Origin of the sequence: Pseudomonas sp. NBRC 111130 (assembly GCF_001320485.1) — a bacterium.
Taxonomy (GTDB): Bacteria; Pseudomonadota; Gammaproteobacteria; order Pseudomonadales; family Pseudomonadaceae; genus Aquipseudomonas; species Aquipseudomonas vlassakiae.
Window position 1 is genome coordinate 1 of record NZ_BCBG01000045.1, and the last position, 18127, is coordinate 18127.

Sequence of the window (18127 nt, forward strand, 5' to 3'; positions counted from 1 at the left end):
TGCGCGCTTAGAAGCCAAAGCCAAAGCAAGAGCAGAGCAGAGCAAGAGCGAGCAAGAGCAAGAGCAAGAGCAAGAGCAAGAGCAAGAGCAAGAGCAAGAGCAAGAGCAAGAGCAAGAGCAAGAGCAAGAGCAAGAGCAAGAGCAAGAGCAAGAGCAAGAGCAAGAGCAAGCATTGCATCTGTATGACATTTGACGTCTCCCTCGCCCCGTGCTCTCCTTACGCCTTGCGTCAGGTGCCCCCAAGCGGGGGTGAAACGGGAAATCGGTGCGTCGCAGGCCCTCCAGGGCCGGGCAAATCCGGTGCTGCCCCCGCAACGGTAAGCGAGCGAAGCGTCCAGACCACTGTGCCACGCAGTCAGGCATGGGAAGGTGATGTTTTTCAAGGAGCCCTGCTCCTCCTCGCAAGCCCGGAGACCGGCCTGTCGTCCATGAACACCCCGCGGTGGGCGGGCGCTGTCGCATCTCCTCGGGCGCCTTGCCCCCGGGACTGCCGCGCCTGTCCGTTGCCCCTACAAAAAAGCAGAGGATCGCGTCATGCCCATCACCAGCGCCAAACACAGCATCGCCACCCCCATCACCCTCAGCCAGCGGGTGGTCATCGCCGTCGGTGCCAGCCTGCTCGGCCTGTGCCTGGTCTACTTCGCCGGGTTCTCGCACATCGAAGCCGTGCACAACGCCGCGCACGACACACGCCATAGCGCCGCCTTCCCCTGCCACTGAGGCTGCCATGATCAAGCGTATTGCCCGCACAGCCGGGTTCAGCGGCCTGCTCGCTGCCCTGTTGCTGACCCTGCTGCAAAGCTTTTGGGTCGCACCGCTGATCCTTGAGGCGGAAACCTACGAATCGGCCAGCCCGGCAGCTGCGCACCACAGCCACGGCGAAGAATCTGGCACTGGCCACACCCATGGCGAAGAAGCCTGGTCGCCCGAAGATGGCTGGCAGCGCACCCTCTCGACCACCGGCGGCAACCTGGTGGTTGCCGTCGGCTTCGCCCTGATCCTCGCCGCCCTGTACAGCCTGCGGGAGCCAGCCCGCACCAGCACGGGCGCACTGTGGGGGCTGGCCGGTTTTGCCGTGTTCTGCCTCGCGCCTACCCTGGGCTTGCCACCCGAACTGCCCGGCACTGCCGCCGCCGATCTCGGTCAGCGCCAGAGCTGGTGGGTCGGCACTGCCGCCGCGACGGCACTGGGCTTGACCATGCTGGTGTTCGCACGTCATGGCCTGCTCAAGGCCCTGGGTGCCGTGTTGCTGGTGGTACCGCACGTAATCGGCGCGCCGCAGCCGCAGGTCCACGAAAGCCTGGCACCGCACGCCCTGGAAACCCAGTTCATGATCGCTTCGTGGCTGACCAACGCGGCCTTCTGGGTGGCCTTGGGCTTGCTCAGCGCCTGGCTGTATCGCCGCTCCAGCCACGCCTGATGACCGCCCCGTCAATGCCGGTGCTGTACGCCGGCTTCGGTTGCCGCCGGGGCTGTCCGCTGGACGTGCTCGAAGCCCTGCTGCAAGCAGTGCTGGAACATCACGGCCTGAACATCACAGCACTTCGTGGCTTTGCCAGCATCGCTGGCAAGGCCGACGAGCCAGGCTTGCAGCAACTCGCCGCACGTCACGCCTTGCCCTTGGTGGTTTTCGCGGCCGAGCAACTGCAGCGGTTCCAACCCCAGCTCAGCCACCGCTCCGCCGTGGCCTTCGCGCACAGCGGTTGCTGGGGTGTCGCCGAGAGCACCGCCTTGGCCCTGGCCAGCCTCAGTCACCCCAGCGTCACACTCAAGGTGGCCCGCCAGGTGCGTGGCCCCGCTACCCTGGCTCTGGCCTGCGCCGGATAATTGCTTCTTTTTTCAAGGATTTGCCATGACGGTCTACTTCATCGGCGCCGGCCCCGGCGACCCGGAACTGATCACGGTCAAGGGCCAACGCCTGATCCGCCAGTGCCCTGTGATCATCTATGCCGGCTCGCTGGTACCCGCCGCGGTACTCGAAGGCCACCAGGCCGAGAAGGTCATCAACAGTGCCGGACTGCACCTCGAACAAATCATCGACGCCATTCGCGCCGCACACGCCAACGGCCAGGACGTGGCCCGGGTGCACAGTGGCGACCCCAGCCTGTATGGTGCCATCGGCGAGCAGATCCGCTACCTGCGCGAACTGGGCATCGATTACCAGATCGTCCCAGGGGTCACCGCCACTGCCGCCAGCGCGGCGCTGCTCGGCTGCGAACTGACCCTGCCACAGGTCGCGCAGACCGTCATACTCACCCGCTACGGCGACAGCTCTCCGATGCCTGCAGGCGAACAGCTCGGCGACCTGGCCCGGCACGGCAGTACCTTGGCCATTCACCTGGGGGTCAAGCACCTGCCGCGCATCGTCGAAGAATTGCTTCCCCACTACGGCCCCGACTGCCCGGTCGCCGTAGTACATCGTGCCACCTGGCCAGACCAGGACTCGGTGCGCGGCACCTTGGCCGATATCGTCGAACAGGTCGCCAGCAAGGGTTTCAGACGCACCGCCCTGATCCTCGTCGGCCATGTACTCGGCGATGCCCCGTTCACCGAGTCAGCGTTGTACCGCGCCGGCCACGCGCACTTGTTCCGCCCCGGCGACTAGCATTGCCAAGCCTGCGAAGGACGGCGCAGACTGCGCTTTCCACCACCGGAGGACTATCCATGCTGGAGCTGCGCCCTAATTGTGAATGCTGCGATGCCGACCTGCCGGGCGACAGCCCTGACGCCATGATCTGCTCGTTCGAATGTACCTTCTGCCGCAACTGCGCTGACGATCGCTTGCAGGGCCGCTGCCCGAATTGCGGCGGCCAGTTGCTGGCCCGCCCGGCGCGGGTGGGCCAGGCCTTGAACAACAACCCCGCCTCGACCCAGCGCGTGCTCAAGCCTCACCCCGCCTGCGCCTGACCCTCTGCCGTTCACAGGCCTCGCCACTTGCGACGAGGCCTGTAACAACATTCTTGTAGGAAATTTCCACAATACCGGCTCGCTTGTTCAACACATCTATACTCGCCATTACTACGGATCCGGAATGGTCGTATCGTGCTGCACTGCCGAAAAAGCTTGCAGACGTACCCCCCTGATTACTTCAGGAAGCCGACCACATTCCGACAGGAGTTGATGACATGACAACCGTGCTGATCGTTGATGATCACGCCATCGTTCGTTTTTCCCTGCGCATACTGTTCGAGCGCGAGCGCTTTCGTATCGTCGGCGAACTGGACAATGGCAGCGAAGTGGCACAGAAGGTGCGCGAATTACGCCCGGATGTAGTGGTACTGGACATAGGGCTTCCCGGGCTGGATGGCATGGAAGTCATCAAGCGCCTGCAACAACAGGAGCCGGCACCGAAAATCATGGTGCTGACCGGGCAAGCCACCGATCTTTACGTGCGCCGCTGCCTGGACGCCGGTATCGGTGCCTTCGTCACCAAGGGCGAAGACCTTGAGGCTGTGGTCTTCGCCCTCAAGGCACTGATCAAAGGCTACTCGACCTTCCCCCAGATGGCGGTCAACAGCAATACCCTGGAGAGCGAGCCCGCCCGCCTGGGCAGCCTGTCCAACCGTGAGATGGAAGTACTGCGGCGCCTGAGCCGTGGTGAAAACAACAAGAACATCGGCGCAAGCATGAACCTCAGTGCCAAGACCATCAGCACTTACCGTGGCCGCATCATGGAGAAGCTCAAGACCGAGTCATTGGTGGAGATGGTCGATCTGGCCAAACGCAACCACGTCAACTGAGCGCGCGGCGCGTATGAAACCTGTCCTGGCTGGCCTGATCCTGTTCGTCGCCCTGCTCGGCTGCCCGCTCATGTCGCTCGCCGACGGTGAGCCGCGGCATTTGCTGGCACGCGCCACCAGCGCCGCACAGCCGCTGCAATTGAATGATGCCGACCGCCAGTGGCTGCAGCGACGCGGCGCATTGTTATTGGGTACTTCACGGCCGGATTACCCCCCTTTCGAAATTAACGTCAGCCTGGATGATTACGAAGGCCTCAGTGCCGACTATGCCGGGCTGATTGCCGAACAACTGGGGGTACCGGTCGAAGTCAGGCGCTACGCCAGTCGCCACGAGGCGATCGGCGCTCTACGCGCTGGCAAGATCGACCTGCTGGGCAGTTCCAACAGCTTTGAGGCCGCCGATGCCAAGCTCAGCCTCAGCCTACCCTATGCCGAAGACCTGCCTGTTATCGCGACACGCAAGGATGCCGAGCTGAGGCAAGACAAGACGCTGGCCGGCTTGCGCCTGGCAATGGTCGATCACTACCTGCCGGGCGAGGCAGTCCGGGTGCTCTATCCAGAGGTGCAACTGAGTCTGTATCGCTCCACGCTGGCAGGCCTGGCAGCAGTCGACCTGGGTGAGGCCGACGCTTATCTGGGCGATGCCATCAGCACCGACTACCAGATTGGCAAAAGCTACCAGGGCACAGTGAAGATCGACCACTTTTCCCAGATGGCGTCTGGCACCTTTGCTTTTGCCTTTGCCAATGACAACCTGCGGCTGCGCCGCCTGGTCGATAGCGCCCTGGCCAGGATCAGCGAAAGCGAGCGCCTGAACATCCTGCGCCGCTGGAGCAGCAGCAACACCAGTTTGTTGCTGGAGCGACACCTGTCAGCGCTGACCGAGGAAGAAAAAAACTGGATCGCCCAGCATCCGACCGTGACCGTACTGGTCGACACGGCCCTCGCCCCGCTGACGTTCAACGACGCCCAGCAGCATGTCAACGGTATCACCGTCGACCTGCTCAAGCAGATCACCCTGCGCACCGGCTTGCAATTCAAGTTCATCGAGCAGGACACCGTGCAGGAGATGGTTGAAAAAGTCACCCACGGCAAGGCACAAATGATCGGCGCGCTGGGCTATGGCACAGAGCGCGCGACGCGGCTGCGCTACACCCGCCCCTATCTGGTCAGCCCCAGGGTGTGGGTGACCCGTAACCAAGGGCCCTCGTCGTTGCAAGCCAAGAATCTCGACGGCCAGCGCATCGCGCTCCTCCATGGTTCGCACCTGCGTGCCGAGGTACTGCGGCGCTTTCCGCAGGCGACACTGGTGATGGTCAACAATCCCCTTGGCCTGATGGAGGCCGTGGCCAATGGCGATGCTGACGCTGCCTACAGCAGTTATATCAATGCTTCCTACTACATCAATCAAGTGTTCAAGGGGCGGTTGCGTATCGCCAGCGTCATGGACGACGAACCGGCCGTCGCCGCATTTGCCGTGGCCCCTGACCAGCCGCAACTGCAAGCTATCCTCGACAAGGCACTGATAAGCATCCCCCCCGATGAGCTGGACCAGCTGTTGAACCGCTGGCACACCAGCACCCTGGTCAGCGACAGCCCATGGCGCGACTACCGTACGCTGGCCCTGCAGGTGCTGGTGCTCTCTGCCCTGCTGCTGGCGGGCGTAGTGTTCTGGAACAGCTACTTGCGCAAGCTGATCCAGCAGCGCACCGAAGCTCAACGGGCGCTGCAGACACAACTGGCATTCAGCCGGGGGCTGCTGGAGCAACTGCGCCAGGCCAAGGACGAAGCCGAACAGGCCAGCAAGACCAAAAGCGCGTTCCTGGCAACCATGAGCCACGAAATCCGCACGCCCATGAACGCGGTAATCGGCCTGCTGGAGCTGGCACTGGAAGACAACCGTACCGGTCGCTGCGACACCCAGACCTTGCAGACCGCTCACGACTCAGCGGTCGGCCTGCTCGGGCTGATCGGCGACATTCTGGACATTTCGCGCATCGAATCCGGGCAGATGACGCTGCAGCCGGTGGCAACCGACCTGCTGGACCTGGTCCGCAGTACCTTGCGTGTGTTCGAGGGCAATGCCCGAATCAAGGGCCTGCACCTGCGAGGCGAACTGCCTGAAGGGCCACTCTGGGTCCTGGCTGACCCACTGCGGATCAAGCAGATCCTCTCCAACCTGTTGAGTAACGCAATCAAGTTCACCGACCGTGGCGAGGTCTTGGCCCAATTCAAGTTCAAAGCTTCGACGGCAGGCGATAGCGCAGTGGTCGAACTGGCTGTGAGCGATACCGGCATCGGCATAGCCGCGCAGGACCAGGCTCGGCTCTTCAACAGCTTCACCCAGGTTTCAGGCCCGAGGGCGAGTCAAGGGGCGGGGCTGGGTCTGGTGATAAGCCGGACCATGGCCGAACTGATGGGGGGCAGGCTCGACCTGCAAAGCGTTGAAAGTGTCGGCACGCGCGTGCGGGTCGAGTTGACGCTGCCGCTAAGTGAGCCCCCAATACCCGAGATGCACAACGCTGCCGACGACGAAGCCGACGTCAGGACACTGAATGTGCTAGTGGTCGATGACTATCCGGCCAACCTGCTGTTGCTGGAAAAACAACTCGACAACCTCGGCCACCTGGTGACGCTGGCCGAGCATGGCGAAGCAGCGCTGGCCTTGTGGCAAACGCATGCTTTCGACCTGGTCATCACGGACTGCAGCATGCCGGTCATGGACGGCCATGAACTGACCCGCAGGATTCGCCAGTTGGAGCGCCAGCGCGGGCAGACCGCCTGCTGCATTCTCGGGGTGACCGCCAATGCCCAGGCCGAAGAGCGCCAACGTTGCCGGGAAAGCGGCATGGACGATTGCCTGTTCAAGCCCATTGGGCTGCGAACCCTGAAGGCTTACCTGTCGCAGGTACGCGCCACGGCACCGCTCTCAAGCGGATTCAACCTGGACGAACTGCGCAACCTGACCCAGGATGACCCACAGTTGACCAGGCAGCTGCTTGAGCAACTGACGCAAAGCGCCCGCGAAGACCTCAACGCCTTGCAAGCCCTTGAACAATCCAGTGACCGCGAGGCATTGCGTACCCTTGCCCACCGCATCAAAGGGGGGGCCAGGATGCTGCGGGTACGCGAGGTGGTGAAAGATTGCGAAGCCATCGAACAGGCCCATGCCCAGGGGCTGCCAACAGACGCTCTGCACCTGCAGCTCGAGGCTAGCCTGCAGGCCTTGCTGCGTGAACTGGGCGACACGCTCAGTGCAATTGCAGCGTCGAGTTGATCTGGCTGATGGCATCGACCACATGCCGCGAGCCTTGCTGGATCTCCATGATCACCGTCCCCGCCTCGTTGGCCAGGGCAACGCCACGCCCCGTGCGTGACAGGCTCGACTGCATGCTGGCCACGGCGGTCAACGACAGGTCATGGTTCTGCCGCACCACATCGACAATCTCCAGTGTCGCCTTGCTGGTGCGCGCCGCCAGGCTGCGCACCTCGTCGGCCACCACGGCAAAGCCGCGACCGTGCTCACCGGCCCGGGCCGCCTCGATGGCAGCGTTCAGAGCCAGCAGGTTGGTCTGGTCGGCAATACCGCGGATGGTCAGCACGATCTGCCCGATCACATCCGACTGCTTGCTTACCGCATCGATGCTGCGGGCAGCGTCATTGAGTTCCTGGGAGATCTGCTCGATGACCGCTACGGTCTGCTGGACGACCTCGGTGCCTTTGCGCGCGCAGGCATCGGTCTGCACCGAACTGGCATGGGCCGCATCGGCGGCACTCTGCTGGGTACTGACCTGCGCCGTGATATCGCTGGCGAACTTGACCACTTTGTACAAGCGGCCTTTGTTGTCGAAGATCGGGTTATACGAAGCTTCCAGGTAAACCGTCTGGCCCTGCTTGTTGATGCGTTCGAAGCGGTGCGAGTGATATTCACCACGATTGAGCGAAGCCCAGAAGTCACGGTATGCGCCTGATTCGCGCTCATGGGGCAGGCAGAACAGTCCATGATGACGCCCGACGACTTCCTCCAGGCGATAGCCCATGGTCGCCAGGAAGTTCGGGTTGGCCTTGATCACCCGGCCTTGCGGGGTGAACTCGACCACCGCCATGGAGCGTCCGATTGCCTTGAGCAGGCTTTCACTCTCGTGCTCGTCCTTCACCCGCTGGCTGATATCGGCCGCCACCTTGATCACACTGGTCACCTGCTGTTGCTCGTCGAGCACCGGCATGTAGCTGGCCTCCAGCCATACTTCGCGCCCCGCCTTGTCGACACGCTCGAAGGTACCGCTGATAGCCTTGCCTTGCCCCAGTTCACTCCACAATTGCTGGTATTCAGCGCTTTTGGCGTAGGTTGGGTCGCAGAACAGGCGATGGTGCTTACCGCGCAATTCGTCCACGCTGTAGCCCATGGCCTGGCAGAACTGGGCATTGGCATCAACAATGGATCCGTCGGGGGTGAACTCGATCATCGCCATGCAGCGGCTTATTGCCGCGAGCTTGGCCTGGGCGTCGGCCAGGGCCTTGCGGGTGCGCTGAATCTCGATCAAATCAGATTTGCGGTGGAAGTCGAACATGGCGCCATGATCCTTGATGCCCAGTGTTTTCTGAGCATAGATCGGCTTTGATGGCGTGCAAGCAACTTGATATCACGTTCTGATTAGCCAGTTAGCGATGTTTCCTCAGGCATTTCATGAACTCTCGCGCACCATCAGTTCAAAGCCCAGGTCCTGCTGTTCGGTCGCTACACGCTTGCCATCGAGCAACGCCAGGAGTGCCTGTGCGGCGCCCCGACCAACGGCTGCCCGCGGGGTGCGAATGGAGGTCAGGCGCGGCACCATGTGTGCCGAAGCCGGCAAATCGTTGAAACCGACCATGGCCACCTGCCGTGGCACCTCGATCCCTTGCCGCAATGCCTGTAATACCGCGCCCTGGGCAAGGTCGTCGTTGCAGAAGAAGATCCCATCCACATCCGGCGCCTGTGCCAGCAACTGGCTGAACAGTTCGCTGCCCAGTGCGATGGATGACGGTTGCGGCGCCAGAATCTCCAGCTCGGTGGCCTGCATGCCGGCTTCGGCCAGGGCCTGGCGAAAGCCTTCAGCGCGCTGCATCACCCGTGGGTCGAGCTGCGCGGCAATGAACGCCAGGCGCCGTCGGCCGCGCTCGATCAAGTGCGTTGCTGCGGCCCGCCCGGCCTGCTGCTGGGAAAAGCCCACCGACAACGCGCCAGCCTCGCCACCCAGCTCCATCATGTGCACGCAGGGCACGCCGCTGGCTGCCAGCATCTGCCGCGCGGCATCGCTGCGATCGAAGCCGGTCAGCAGCATGCCGCACGGCTGATAGGCCAGGTAATTGCGGATCAGGTTTTCTTCTTCGTCGAGATCGTAGTGGTAGTTACCAATCAGCACCTCTAGCCCACGCGGGCGCATCACCTCATGGATGGCCTCCAGGGTGTCGATGAACAACTGGTTGGACAATGACGGAATCAGCACCACCACCGACTGGCTGCGCGCCGACGCCAGCGCCCGCGCCGCCGGGTTGGCGACATAGCCCAGGGACGTGGCGGCAGCCATGACCTTTTCCACCAGTTCAGGTGCAACCGTGCTGACCCCGCGCAGTGCGCGCGAAGCAGTGATCGGGGAAACCCCTGAGAGCCTGGCGACTTCAGCCAGTGTGGGACGACCTGTGGTGCGAGAGCCGGTGCGGGACATGGATGTTGTAATTTTACTACTTGCAGGAATGGGGAACGGCCACTAAGGTAGCGCTGTCTCAGGACGCAGGCAATGTAATCTTTGGTAGTGGCCACTGCAGCACGCTGCCAGGCGTCCATACTGCGTAAGGACAAGATCAATAACACCGGGAAGATGGCGTTTCGTTTGCAACGGGACAGCGCTGTCTCACCCCGCAGGAGGTACTGATGAATTCTCCCCTGTCCGCCATCGTGGTGATGGGTGTGGCCGGCTGCGGCAAAAGCTGCGTCGGCGATGCCATTGCCAGGCGAAGCGGCGGTCGCCTGATCGAAGGCGACGCATTCCACCCTGCCGAAAACATCCGCAAGATGAGCGCAGGCATCCCCCTGGACGATGATGACCGTGCCGGTTGGCTGGTGCGCCTGGGCCAGGAACTGCAAGCGACGGTGAAAGCTGGCGAACGGCCGGTCCTCACCTGCTCCGCCCTCAAGCGTCGTTACCGCGACACCTTGCGCGCGGCGATGCCCGAACTGGTGTTCGTGTTCCTCGAACTGACTCCCGCCGAGGCAGAAAAACGTGTGCTCGCCCGCCCAGGCCACTTCATGCCGGCGAGCCTGATCGACAGCCAGTTCGCCGCTCTCGAGTCACCCCGTGGCGAGCCCCTGACCCTGGCGCTGGATGCCACTCAGCCGATTGCGGTACTCGCCGAAACGGTCGACGCCTGGCTAAAGCCCTGCGGTGAGCGGAATCTGGCGCGCACTGCCTGACCCGGCGGTTGTCCAGCCCACCAAAGACAGCGCTGTCTCTGAAATTCACTTGAAGCTACGCCCAAAACAACGATAAGACCGAGGCATCAAAACCATGTTCGGACTGGCTACAGATACCTATTTGCTGCTCGACGCGCTGGTCACCATCGTCGGGCTGATCCTGCTGATCACCCATTTCAAGGTCCACCCCTTCGTCGCCCTGACCCTGGCGGCCGGCTTCCTCGGCCTGACCTCCGGCATGCCGGTGGCCAAGGTCATGAAATCGTTCCAGGACGGCTTCGGTGGCGTGCTCGGCTTCGTCGGCATCGTCCTCGCCCTGGGGACGATGCTCGGCAAGCTGATGGCCGACTCCGGTGGCGCCGACCAGATCGCCCAGACCCTGATCCGCGCCTTTGGCAAGAAGAACGTGCACTGGGCGATGATGTTCGCCGCCTTCCTGGTGGGCATCCCGCTGTTCTTCGAGATCGGCTTCGTGCTGCTGATTCCCCTGGTGTTCATCGTCGCCCGGCGCTCGGGGGTGTCGCTGATCAAGATCGGCATCCCGCTGTTGGCCGGCCTTTCGGTGGTCCATGGCCTGGTCCCGCCACACCCGGGGCCGCTGCTGGCGATCGGCATCTTCCATGCCGACATCGGCAAGACCATCTTCTATGGCCTGCTGGTTGCGCTGCCCACGGCGATCATCGCCGGCCCGCTGTTCGGCAACTTCATTGCCCGCTACATTCCCGGCAGCCCCTCACAGGAGCTGATGGACCAGATCGCCAAGGAATCGGACCAGAACAACCTGCCAAGCTTCAGTGTCACCTTGATCACCGTGCTGCTGCCGGTAGTGCTGATGCTGCTCAAGACCTTGGCTGACGTGGTGCTGCCGGCCGAGCACATCGTGCGCCAGTGGATGGACCTGATCGGCCACCCGATCACCGCCCTGCTCGCCGCCCTGTTGCTGGCCTTCTACACCTTTGGCTCGGCCCGTGGCTTCAACCGCCAGCAGATCATGAAAATGCTCGACCAGAGCCTGGCACCGACAGCGGCCATCGTGCTGATCGTTGGCGCCGGTGGCGGCTTCAAGCAGATGCTGGTGGATACCGGCGTGGGCAACGTCATCGGGCAGATGGCCGTGCAGGCGCAGATCTCGCCGATCCTGCTGGCATGGCTGGTGGCAGCGGTAATCCGTATCGCCACCGGTTCTGCGACCGTGGCTACCATCACCGGCGCCGGCATCGTCGCCCCGGTGATCGACCTGGTGCCGGGGGTCAACCGCGAATTGCTGGTGCTCGCTACCGGGGCTGGCTCGCTGATCCTGTCCCACGTCAACGATGCCGGGTTCTGGCTGGTGAAGCAGTACTTCAACATGACCGTGGCGGAAACCTTCAAGACCTGGAGCATGATGGAGACGATCCTGTCCATCGTCGGCATCATCTTCATCATGGCCTTGTCGACGGTGGTGTGACCGCTGATCGGGGGGATGGCACCTGAGCAGCACGGTGGGGCCCAACGCAAGTATGCGCCCTACCCAACGCAAAGGAGCTTGCCATGCCCCGTTCAACCTTGCTGCTGGTTGCCCTGCTCACTTCACCGCTGGCCCTGGCGGTCGGCACCGGGCCAACCTACCCCGATGACCCGCACAACCCGGCGCCGCAGCCGGGAGTCGACAGCACCCTCAATCCGATCGAGAAGCCCATGCCTCGGGATACCGACCCGCGCATCCAGGGCAATGACCCGGAAAGCCCGCCAGCCAGGCAGAATGAAAACCGCGACCTGCCGGGGATGGATGGCAGTGGCTCCGAGGGTACTGGGCGGCAAGGTGGTAATAATTCAGGCGGTAGTCAGCAATAAAGTCCCGCGCAGTCATTTTCATCGGGGCTGCTTTGCAGCCCTTCGCGGGCTTGCCCGCTCCCACTGAGCTCAGAAAATGCGCGGCTCCTGTGGTAGCGGGCAAGCCCGCGAAGGGCCGCAAAGCGGCCCCAGCCTCACCACTGACGCTTGTCAGGCCGGGTAAGCCCCAGCTTCTCGATGCGATAACGCAGCATGTCCCGCGACAGCCCCAGCATCCGCGCCGACTTGGTGACGTTCCAGTCAGTTCGATCCAGGGTCTTGCATACCAGGTCACGCTCCATGTCCGGCAGGCTGGTGCCAGGCTCCGGTTCATGGCGCGGCAATTCGTACACGGTCGCCGTGGGTTGAGCCACCAGCGGCTCGTCGACCAAGGTCAGGCACAGGTTCAGCTGATGCGCCTGTATCACTTCATTGGGCGCCAGCAACACGGTCTGCTCCAGCATGTTGCGCAATTCACGCACGTTGCCCGGCCAGCTGTAGCTCAACATCAAGGCTTCCGCCTCGGCATTGAAGCGCAAGTTCGGCTTGCCATAGCGGCGCCCGTGATGCGCCAGGAAATGCCGGGCCAGCAGCAGCACATCCTGGCCGCGGGCGTATAGCCGTGGCACTTTCAGGGCGATGATGCGCAGGCGGAAGAACAGGTCACGGCGGAACTTGCCTTGCTGCACCATCTGTTCAAGGTTGCAGTTGGTGGCACTGATCACCCGTAGGTCGACCTTGCGCTCCTTGACCGCACCGATGCGGCGGATGCTGCGATCCTCCAGCAGCTTGAGCAGCTTGGCCTGCAGCACCAGGTCCATCTCGCCGATCTCGTCGAGGAACAGCGTACCGCCATCGGCCGCTTCCACCAGGCCGACACGACGCTCCTTGGCGTCGGTGAACGCACCCTTCTCGTGGCCGAACAGCTCGGCCTCGAGCAGATTGGCCGGGATCGACGCGCAGTTGAATTCGATGAACGGCCCCTTGCTGCGCGAACCGTCGAAATGCAGCGCACGGGCGACCAGCTCCTTGCCGGTCCCGGTCTCGCCTTCGATCAACACCGGCGGCAGGTCGTCACTGGCCATGCGCCGCTCGGCGTCCAGCACCTGATGCAAGGTGTGCTTGAGGGTGAGCATCGCCGGCGATTCGCCGATCAGCGCCTGAAACCCGGACTTCTGTGCCTCGCGCTCCTGGTAGAACGACAAGGTGCGCTCCATGCGCTCGGCCGCCAGGGCCTTTTCCAGGGTCAACTTGAGTTCGGCCAGCACCACCGGTTTGGTCAGGTAGTGGAATGCGCCCTCTTTCATGGCCTGCACGGCGTCTTCGACATTGCCGTACCCGGTCATCATGATCACCTTCAGGTCCGGCGCCCGCTCCACCAGGGTGCGTAGCAGGTCGTGCCCGCTCATGCCCGGCAATGAGTTGTCGGTCAATACCGCATCGGGCTGGGCCCGTTTGATCTGTTCCAGCGCCAGCTCCGCACTGTTGCAGAGCGTCACCTCAAAGCCCTTGAGGCTCAGGTAGGTGCGAATGTTGTCGCCGAGGATTTCGTCATCCTCAACTACCAGGATGCTGTGCTCCATGGTCCTCTCCCGCTGCGATATTGAAAGTGAGGCTGACGCGGGTTCCTTCCTCTTCACGGCTGCTCAGGCTGACCGAGCCGCCAAACCGTTCCATGATCCGCTTGACCAGGGCCAGGCCAACACCCAGGCCGCCCTGCTTGGTCGTGAAGAATGGCTTGAACACCATTCTTTCCTGCTGCTGGCTCATGCCCTTGCCGGTGTCGCTGAGCACCAGTTGCGCACGCTGCCCCTCCTGCACGCTGACCTGCGCATGCAGGACGCCGCCCTTGGGCATGGCTTCCAGGGCATTGGAAAACAGGCTGTTGAGAATCTGCGTCAATTGCAGGGGCTGGCTGGCCACCCATAGCATGTGCGGCCCTTCGAAGCTGAAGTGCACGCCGTTGCGCTCGATCTGCTGGGCGAAGGCCTGGTGGGTATCTTCAATGGCTGCCACCAGGTCCACTGCCTCGGCGGTATCGCTGGCCGGGCGCAGCGACACCAGCAACTCGCGCACCCAACGCGACATGCGGTCGACCTGGCAGATGATGTCATTGATGTTCTTCTGCGCCAGCGGGCTGGCTATTCCCTCGGCCAGCTCGGCGCTGGAGCGGATATTGGCCAGCGGGTTGCGCAAGCTATGGGCCACTGCGCTGGACATCTCGCCCAGGGCTACGTAAGTTTCGCTGGCCACCAGCCGGTTCTGCTGCTGATTCAGCATGAATGCAGCGCGGCGCACGATCCAGAACAGGCCGAAATAGATCAGCGCGCCACCCACCAGCGTCGAAGCCCAGATCAGCACGTAACCGCGCTGGATTCGCCGTACCAGGTCCTGCGGCTCCTTGTAGATCTCGACCATGGCCAGGACCTGGTCGCCCTGGCTATCGAACAAGGGGATGTAGTTTTCGATGAACAGGTACTTGGGTTCACGGAGGAATTTCTGCTCTTCACGGCCGCCTAGAACCTTGTGATAGCTGGCAGATACCGCCTTGCGCGAGCTGAATGCGCGGTTCAGGCCACCATCGTCTTCGATACGCTTGCCGATCAGCTCGGGGTTGGTGGACCAGACGATGGTGCGGTCTCGGGCATAGGCATTGGCCAGCAAGGTATCCGGCAAGTGCTCGATGTGGTCGAGGAACTCCGCCCGGGTCGCCGCGACAAGGCCCGGGCTGATCTGCAGATGCTGCTGGTCCAGTTGCGGGTTGAGCAGTTCGCCCATGGTGGTGCCCGGAGGGAGCTGCGAATGACGCACTTCGGCCACCGCCAGGGACTGGATGAACTGGGCGGTAAGCATGGCATCCCGCTCGACGCTGTCGCGCACCACGAAGCGGGTCGACACGTAGCCCAGCCCGCCAGCCACCGAAGCGATGATCAACAGGCTGATCAGCGAAAACCAGCGCAGCAGGTTGAACTCGCGAAGCGGTACGGCCAAGCCGGTGCTGCCAGGCAGTCCAGCGGGCTTCACGGGAACATCTTCATCGAGCATCTGCATCGCGTCGTTCCCGTACAGGGAGTCCGTTCAGAAGGTGGTCACCGCATTGCTACCGATAGTAGCAAATTGACGCCATCCCACCCGGGTAGCTATTGCCGCCAATGTCGCGCGTTACCTGTTGCGGGACACTGCAAGAACTTCGCCATGCCCTATAACCAATCGTCAAATCTCTATAAATCAACAGCTTAAGCCGCATTACTGATTTAGGTTGGAGGTTCACCCCCCACATTTGGGTGCCGTATACCCATAAGTTTGTAAATACTTATGGATCAAACACTTACACGTATTTCTTGATATTTGTCTTCACAAGCGTGCCAGCCGGAAGCCGAGCGAGACCCGCGTGCCATGGCCTTGGCTGCTGCTCAGGCGGACCGAGCCGCCAAAGCGCTCCATGATGCGTTTGACCAGTACCAGCCCCACACCCAGCCCACCTTGCTTGGTGCTGAAAAACGGCCGGAACGCCAAACGCTGCTGCTGCTCGCTCATGCCTTTGCCGGTGTCGGCAAGGCGCAGGGTCAGGCTGCGCCGGTCACGTTTGACCACCTCGATGCGCAACCGCCCACCGTTCTCCATCGCCTCGAGGGCATTGGCGATCAGGCTGTTGAAGATCTGGGCGAGCAACGCCGGCTGGCCAAGCACCTGCACTGGCGGTAATGGCCGCAGGTCCAGGGTTACCCCGCTGCGGGCCAGCGGCACGGCGAAGCTCTGCAGGCTTTCTTGCAGGACCTGGGGTAAATCGACCGGCACCGCTTCGTCATTGAGCGGCCGCAAGGATTGCAGCAACTGACGAATCCACTGCGACATGCGATCGACCTGGCTGATGATGTCATTGATGTTGCGTTGCGCCGGGCCTTCATCGAAGGCCTGGGCCAGCTCGGCGCTGGAACGGATGCTGGCCAGTGGGTTGCGCAGGCTGTGGGCCACCGCCGAGGACACCTCGCCGAGGGCCACGAAGGTCTCGCTGTTGATCAAGCGTTTCTGCTGCACCGCCATCACCCGCGCGGCGCGGCGCATGATGCCGTACAGGCCGATATAGACCAGCCCGGCACCGACGGTGATGGCCAGCCAGATTAGAATCAGCCCGTGCTCGATGCGCACGATCAGGTCTCGGGGTTCCTTGTAGATCTCCACCATCGCCGTGACGGTATCGCCGTCGGCATCGAACAACGGGATGTAGTTTTCGATCAACAGCTGTTGCGGCGGGGTCACGAACTTCTGCTCGGCACGGGCCTGCTCGAAATTGTGGTAACTGGCCGAGACCCGCATCTTGTATTCGAAGGCACGGTCCAGGTCGCCATCGCCTTCGATCAGCTTGCCCACCAGCGCCGGGTTGGTCGACCAGATCACCGTCCGGTCCGGGGCATAGATGTTGGCCAGCAGCATGTCCGGCAGGTGGGCGATATGATCCAGGAACTCACCGCGAGCCTTGCGCCGCGCTTCGGGGTCGACATCGGGCATTGCCGCACGGTCGGTGCGTGGGTCAAGCAGTTCGCCCATGGTGCGCACATTGGGGATCGCCACATGGCGCACTTCGGCGTCGGCGATCGAGGTGATGAACTGCGCGGTGAGCAAGGCGTCGCGCTCGATGCTTTCATCGATGATGAAGCGACTGGAGATCAGCCCCAGGCCAGCGGCCACAGACAGGATGACCGCCAAACTCACCCAGGCGTACCAGCGCAACAGGTTGAATGACCGGTGCGCAGCAGCGCCTTCGGTGCCCGCGGGCGCCTCGAGTACTTCGGAACGGGGGGCGATGACCATGACGGACTCCACTGCCGGGCACCTTTCAAAGGTTATAGTCCAGAGTTGGGTAACCATGGCATTGCTTGAGGACGAGTTGCGTCACTTTCGCGACGCTGGCCCCATTCAGAGTGGCGAGTCATCAGCCAGCCCCTGCAGCTTGCGGTATTCGCGCAACACGGTTGGCACGTAACGGCGGGTCTCGGCGTACGGGGGGACCGCGCCGCGCCGCCGCACGGCATCGGGGCCGGCGTTGTAGGCGGCCACGGCCAGGGTAATGTCGTTGTCGAACAGGGTCAGCATGCGCTTGAGGTAGCGTGCCCCGCCCTGCACGTTGTCTTCGGGGTCCAGAAGGTTTTCCACTCCCATCTCCCTGGCCGTGTCCGGCATCAGTTGCATCAGCCCCACCGCTCCGGCCGCCGACCGGGCCGTCGGGTTGTAGCCTGACTCGGCCTTGATCAGGGCATGCAGCAGCGCCAGCGGCACATCGAAATCACGGGCCGCCGCCGCCACCAGTTCGGCATAGGGTCGCCCGGTGATCATCTGCGCGTCGACCGGGCCCGCCTGGGCAAGCGATTCACTGATCACCCTTTCGTAATGGCGTCCTGGCCGGTGCACGTTGCTCAGTACATAACCACCGTTGGCATCGATGGAAATGTACATGTCGGCCTGGGCGCTTGCCGCCACCAGCCAGGTCACTACCAGGATCACCACACGCATGTCGGCTACCTCCCCGCCGTGCTCCCCCGATGTGGGGGAAATGCCCCGGAAAACCCGGGCTTTTCTGCTACGACGCAAGCACCGTGCCGCCAGCCGTGACGCATGGCGCAAGGCCCCGTGACAGACGTGCACGGCTGTTGCATGGAGCTGGGCAACCTGTGTCCCCATGCAGCGGAGGGCTTCACCATGCAGCGCAAATCCAACCCCCAACGTGGTTTCACCCTGCTTGAACTCCTGGTGGTCCTGGTGGTGCTCGGTTTGTTGGCCGGTATCGTCGCGCCCAAGTACTTCAGCCAGCTCGGTCGCTCGGAAGCCAAGGTGGCGAAGGCGCAGATCGAAGGCCTGGGCAAGGCCCTGGACCTGTATCGCCTGGAGGTGGGCCATTACCCCAGCAGTGAGCAAGGCCTGCAGGCGCTGGTCACCGCCCCCAGTGGCGAGGCGCACTGGTCGGGGCCCTACTTGCAGAAGGCCGTGCCGCAGGACCCTTGGGGCCGCGCTTACATCTACCGCCAACCCGGGGAAAACGGCGGCGAATACGACCTGCTGTCGATGGGCAAGGACGGGCAGCCCGGCGGCGATGGTGAAAACGCCGAAATCACCAGCTGGCAATGAG

At 62.8% G+C, this 18127-nt stretch carries 18 protein-coding genes, 1 pseudogene and 1 riboswitch; of the genes and pseudogenes, 12 read left to right on the forward strand and 7 right to left on the reverse strand.

Annotated features, from left to right (window positions below; translation table 11 throughout):
- The 8 genes from APH33_RS18605 to APH33_RS18640 form a co-directional block, all read left to right on the forward strand.
- Positions 1-193 (forward strand): hypothetical protein (locus tag APH33_RS18605; RefSeq protein ID WP_218187133.1); only part of this gene is annotated, 193 nt, incomplete at its 5' end.
- Positions 194-214: 21 nt separating this feature from the next.
- Positions 215-438, forward strand: a riboswitch (cobalamin riboswitch).
- Between the two features lie 96 nt (positions 439-534).
- The gene (locus APH33_RS18610) at positions 535-720 is read left to right on the forward strand and encodes a CbtB domain-containing protein (RefSeq protein ID WP_054886566.1); all 186 of its coding nucleotides are present in this window, start codon (positions 535-537) and stop codon (positions 718-720) included.
- Positions 721-727: 7 nt separating this feature from the next.
- On the forward strand, positions 728-1420 hold the full coding sequence (locus tag APH33_RS18615; protein ID WP_054886567.1) for a CbtA family protein: 693 nt from the start codon (positions 728-730) through the stop codon (positions 1418-1420).
- 14 nt (positions 1421-1434) lie between these two features.
- Positions 1435-1827: a cobalamin biosynthesis protein gene (locus APH33_RS18620; RefSeq protein ID WP_054886568.1), complete on the forward strand. Its 393-nt coding sequence runs from the start codon at positions 1435-1437 to the stop codon at positions 1825-1827.
- A gap of 25 nt (positions 1828-1852) precedes the next feature.
- Positions 1853-2605: a precorrin-4 C(11)-methyltransferase gene (cobM, locus tag APH33_RS18625; protein ID WP_054886569.1), complete on the forward strand. Its 753-nt coding sequence runs from the start codon at positions 1853-1855 to the stop codon at positions 2603-2605.
- 59 nt (positions 2606-2664) lie between these two features.
- Positions 2665-2907: a DUF1272 domain-containing protein gene (locus APH33_RS18630; RefSeq protein ID WP_054886570.1), complete on the forward strand. Its 243-nt coding sequence runs from the start codon at positions 2665-2667 to the stop codon at positions 2905-2907.
- 218 nt (positions 2908-3125) lie between these two features.
- The gene (locus APH33_RS18635; protein WP_054886571.1) at positions 3126-3740 is read left to right on the forward strand and encodes a response regulator transcription factor; all 615 of its coding nucleotides are present in this window, start codon (positions 3126-3128) and stop codon (positions 3738-3740) included.
- Positions 3741-3753: 13 nt separating this feature from the next.
- A complete protein-coding gene (locus APH33_RS18640) occupies positions 3754-7017 on the forward strand; it encodes a transporter substrate-binding domain-containing protein (protein WP_054886572.1) in 3264 nt (1087 codons plus the stop codon).
- Here APH33_RS18640 and APH33_RS28000 read toward each other — a convergent pair.
- The 3 genes and pseudogenes from APH33_RS28000 to APH33_RS18650 all read right to left on the reverse strand — a co-directional run bounded on the left by APH33_RS28000 (position 6992) and on the right by APH33_RS18650 (position 9445).
- Complete coding sequence (locus APH33_RS28000; protein ID WP_371263259.1) at positions 6992-7486, reverse strand: methyl-accepting chemotaxis protein; 495 nt, start codon at positions 7484-7486, stop codon at positions 6992-6994. The two genes, APH33_RS18640 and APH33_RS28000, sit on opposite strands and share 26 nt — an antisense overlap.
- Before the next feature lie 42 nt (positions 7487-7528).
- Positions 7529-8311 (reverse strand): annotated as a pseudogene (locus APH33_RS28005) (PAS domain-containing protein); the annotation flags it as partial.
- A 114-nt stretch (positions 8312-8425) separates the two neighbouring features.
- Positions 8426-9445: a LacI family DNA-binding transcriptional regulator gene (locus tag APH33_RS18650; protein ID WP_054886574.1), complete on the reverse strand. Its 1020-nt coding sequence runs from the start codon at positions 9443-9445 to the stop codon at positions 8426-8428.
- Positions 9446-9651: 206 nt separating this feature from the next.
- Here APH33_RS18650 and APH33_RS18655 point away from each other — a divergent pair, with 206 nt between their 5' ends.
- The 3 genes from APH33_RS18655 (at position 9652) to APH33_RS18665 (ending at position 12024) form a co-directional block, all read left to right on the forward strand.
- Positions 9652-10191: a gluconokinase gene (locus tag APH33_RS18655; protein WP_054886575.1), complete on the forward strand. Its 540-nt coding sequence runs from the start codon at positions 9652-9654 to the stop codon at positions 10189-10191.
- Positions 10192-10285: 94 nt separating this feature from the next.
- Positions 10286-11638 carry a GntP family permease gene (locus tag APH33_RS18660; protein ID WP_054886576.1) on the forward strand — a complete coding sequence of 451 codons (1353 nt, stop codon included), beginning with the start codon at positions 10286-10288 and terminating at the stop codon, positions 11636-11638.
- 83 nt (positions 11639-11721) lie between these two features.
- The gene (locus tag APH33_RS18665; protein WP_054886577.1) at positions 11722-12024 is read left to right on the forward strand and encodes a hypothetical protein; all 303 of its coding nucleotides are present in this window, start codon (positions 11722-11724) and stop codon (positions 12022-12024) included.
- 134 nt (positions 12025-12158) lie between these two features.
- Here the strand turns inward: APH33_RS18665 and APH33_RS18670 are convergent, their stop codons facing one another.
- The 4 genes from APH33_RS18670 to APH33_RS18685 all read right to left on the reverse strand — a co-directional run bounded on the left by APH33_RS18670 (position 12159) and on the right by APH33_RS18685 (position 17514).
- Positions 12159-13586 (reverse strand): sigma-54 dependent transcriptional regulator, encoded by a 1428-nt coding sequence (locus tag APH33_RS18670; RefSeq protein WP_054886578.1) that lies wholly within the window; start codon positions 13584-13586, stop codon positions 12159-12161.
- Entirely contained in the window at positions 13561-15054 is a 1494-nt protein-coding gene (locus APH33_RS18675; protein ID WP_054886579.1) for a HAMP domain-containing sensor histidine kinase, read from the reverse strand. Before APH33_RS18675 ends, APH33_RS18670 begins: the two co-directional genes overlap by 26 nt.
- A 303-nt stretch (positions 15055-15357) precedes the next feature.
- Positions 15358-16815, reverse strand: a complete 1458-nt coding sequence (locus APH33_RS18680; RefSeq protein WP_054886580.1) for a HAMP domain-containing sensor histidine kinase — start codon at positions 16813-16815, stop codon at positions 15358-15360.
- A 105-nt stretch (positions 16816-16920) separates the two neighbouring features.
- Positions 16921-17514 carry a lytic transglycosylase domain-containing protein gene (locus APH33_RS18685; protein WP_054886581.1) on the reverse strand — a complete coding sequence of 198 codons (594 nt, stop codon included), beginning with the start codon at positions 17512-17514 and terminating at the stop codon, positions 16921-16923.
- A 186-nt stretch (positions 17515-17700) separates the two neighbouring features.
- On the opposite strand from APH33_RS18685, the gene gspG reads away from it, so the two are divergent.
- Positions 17701-18126, forward strand: a complete 426-nt coding sequence (gene gspG / locus APH33_RS18690; RefSeq protein WP_054886602.1) for a type II secretion system major pseudopilin GspG — start codon at positions 17701-17703, stop codon at positions 18124-18126.
- Position 18127: the final 1 nt, after the last annotated feature.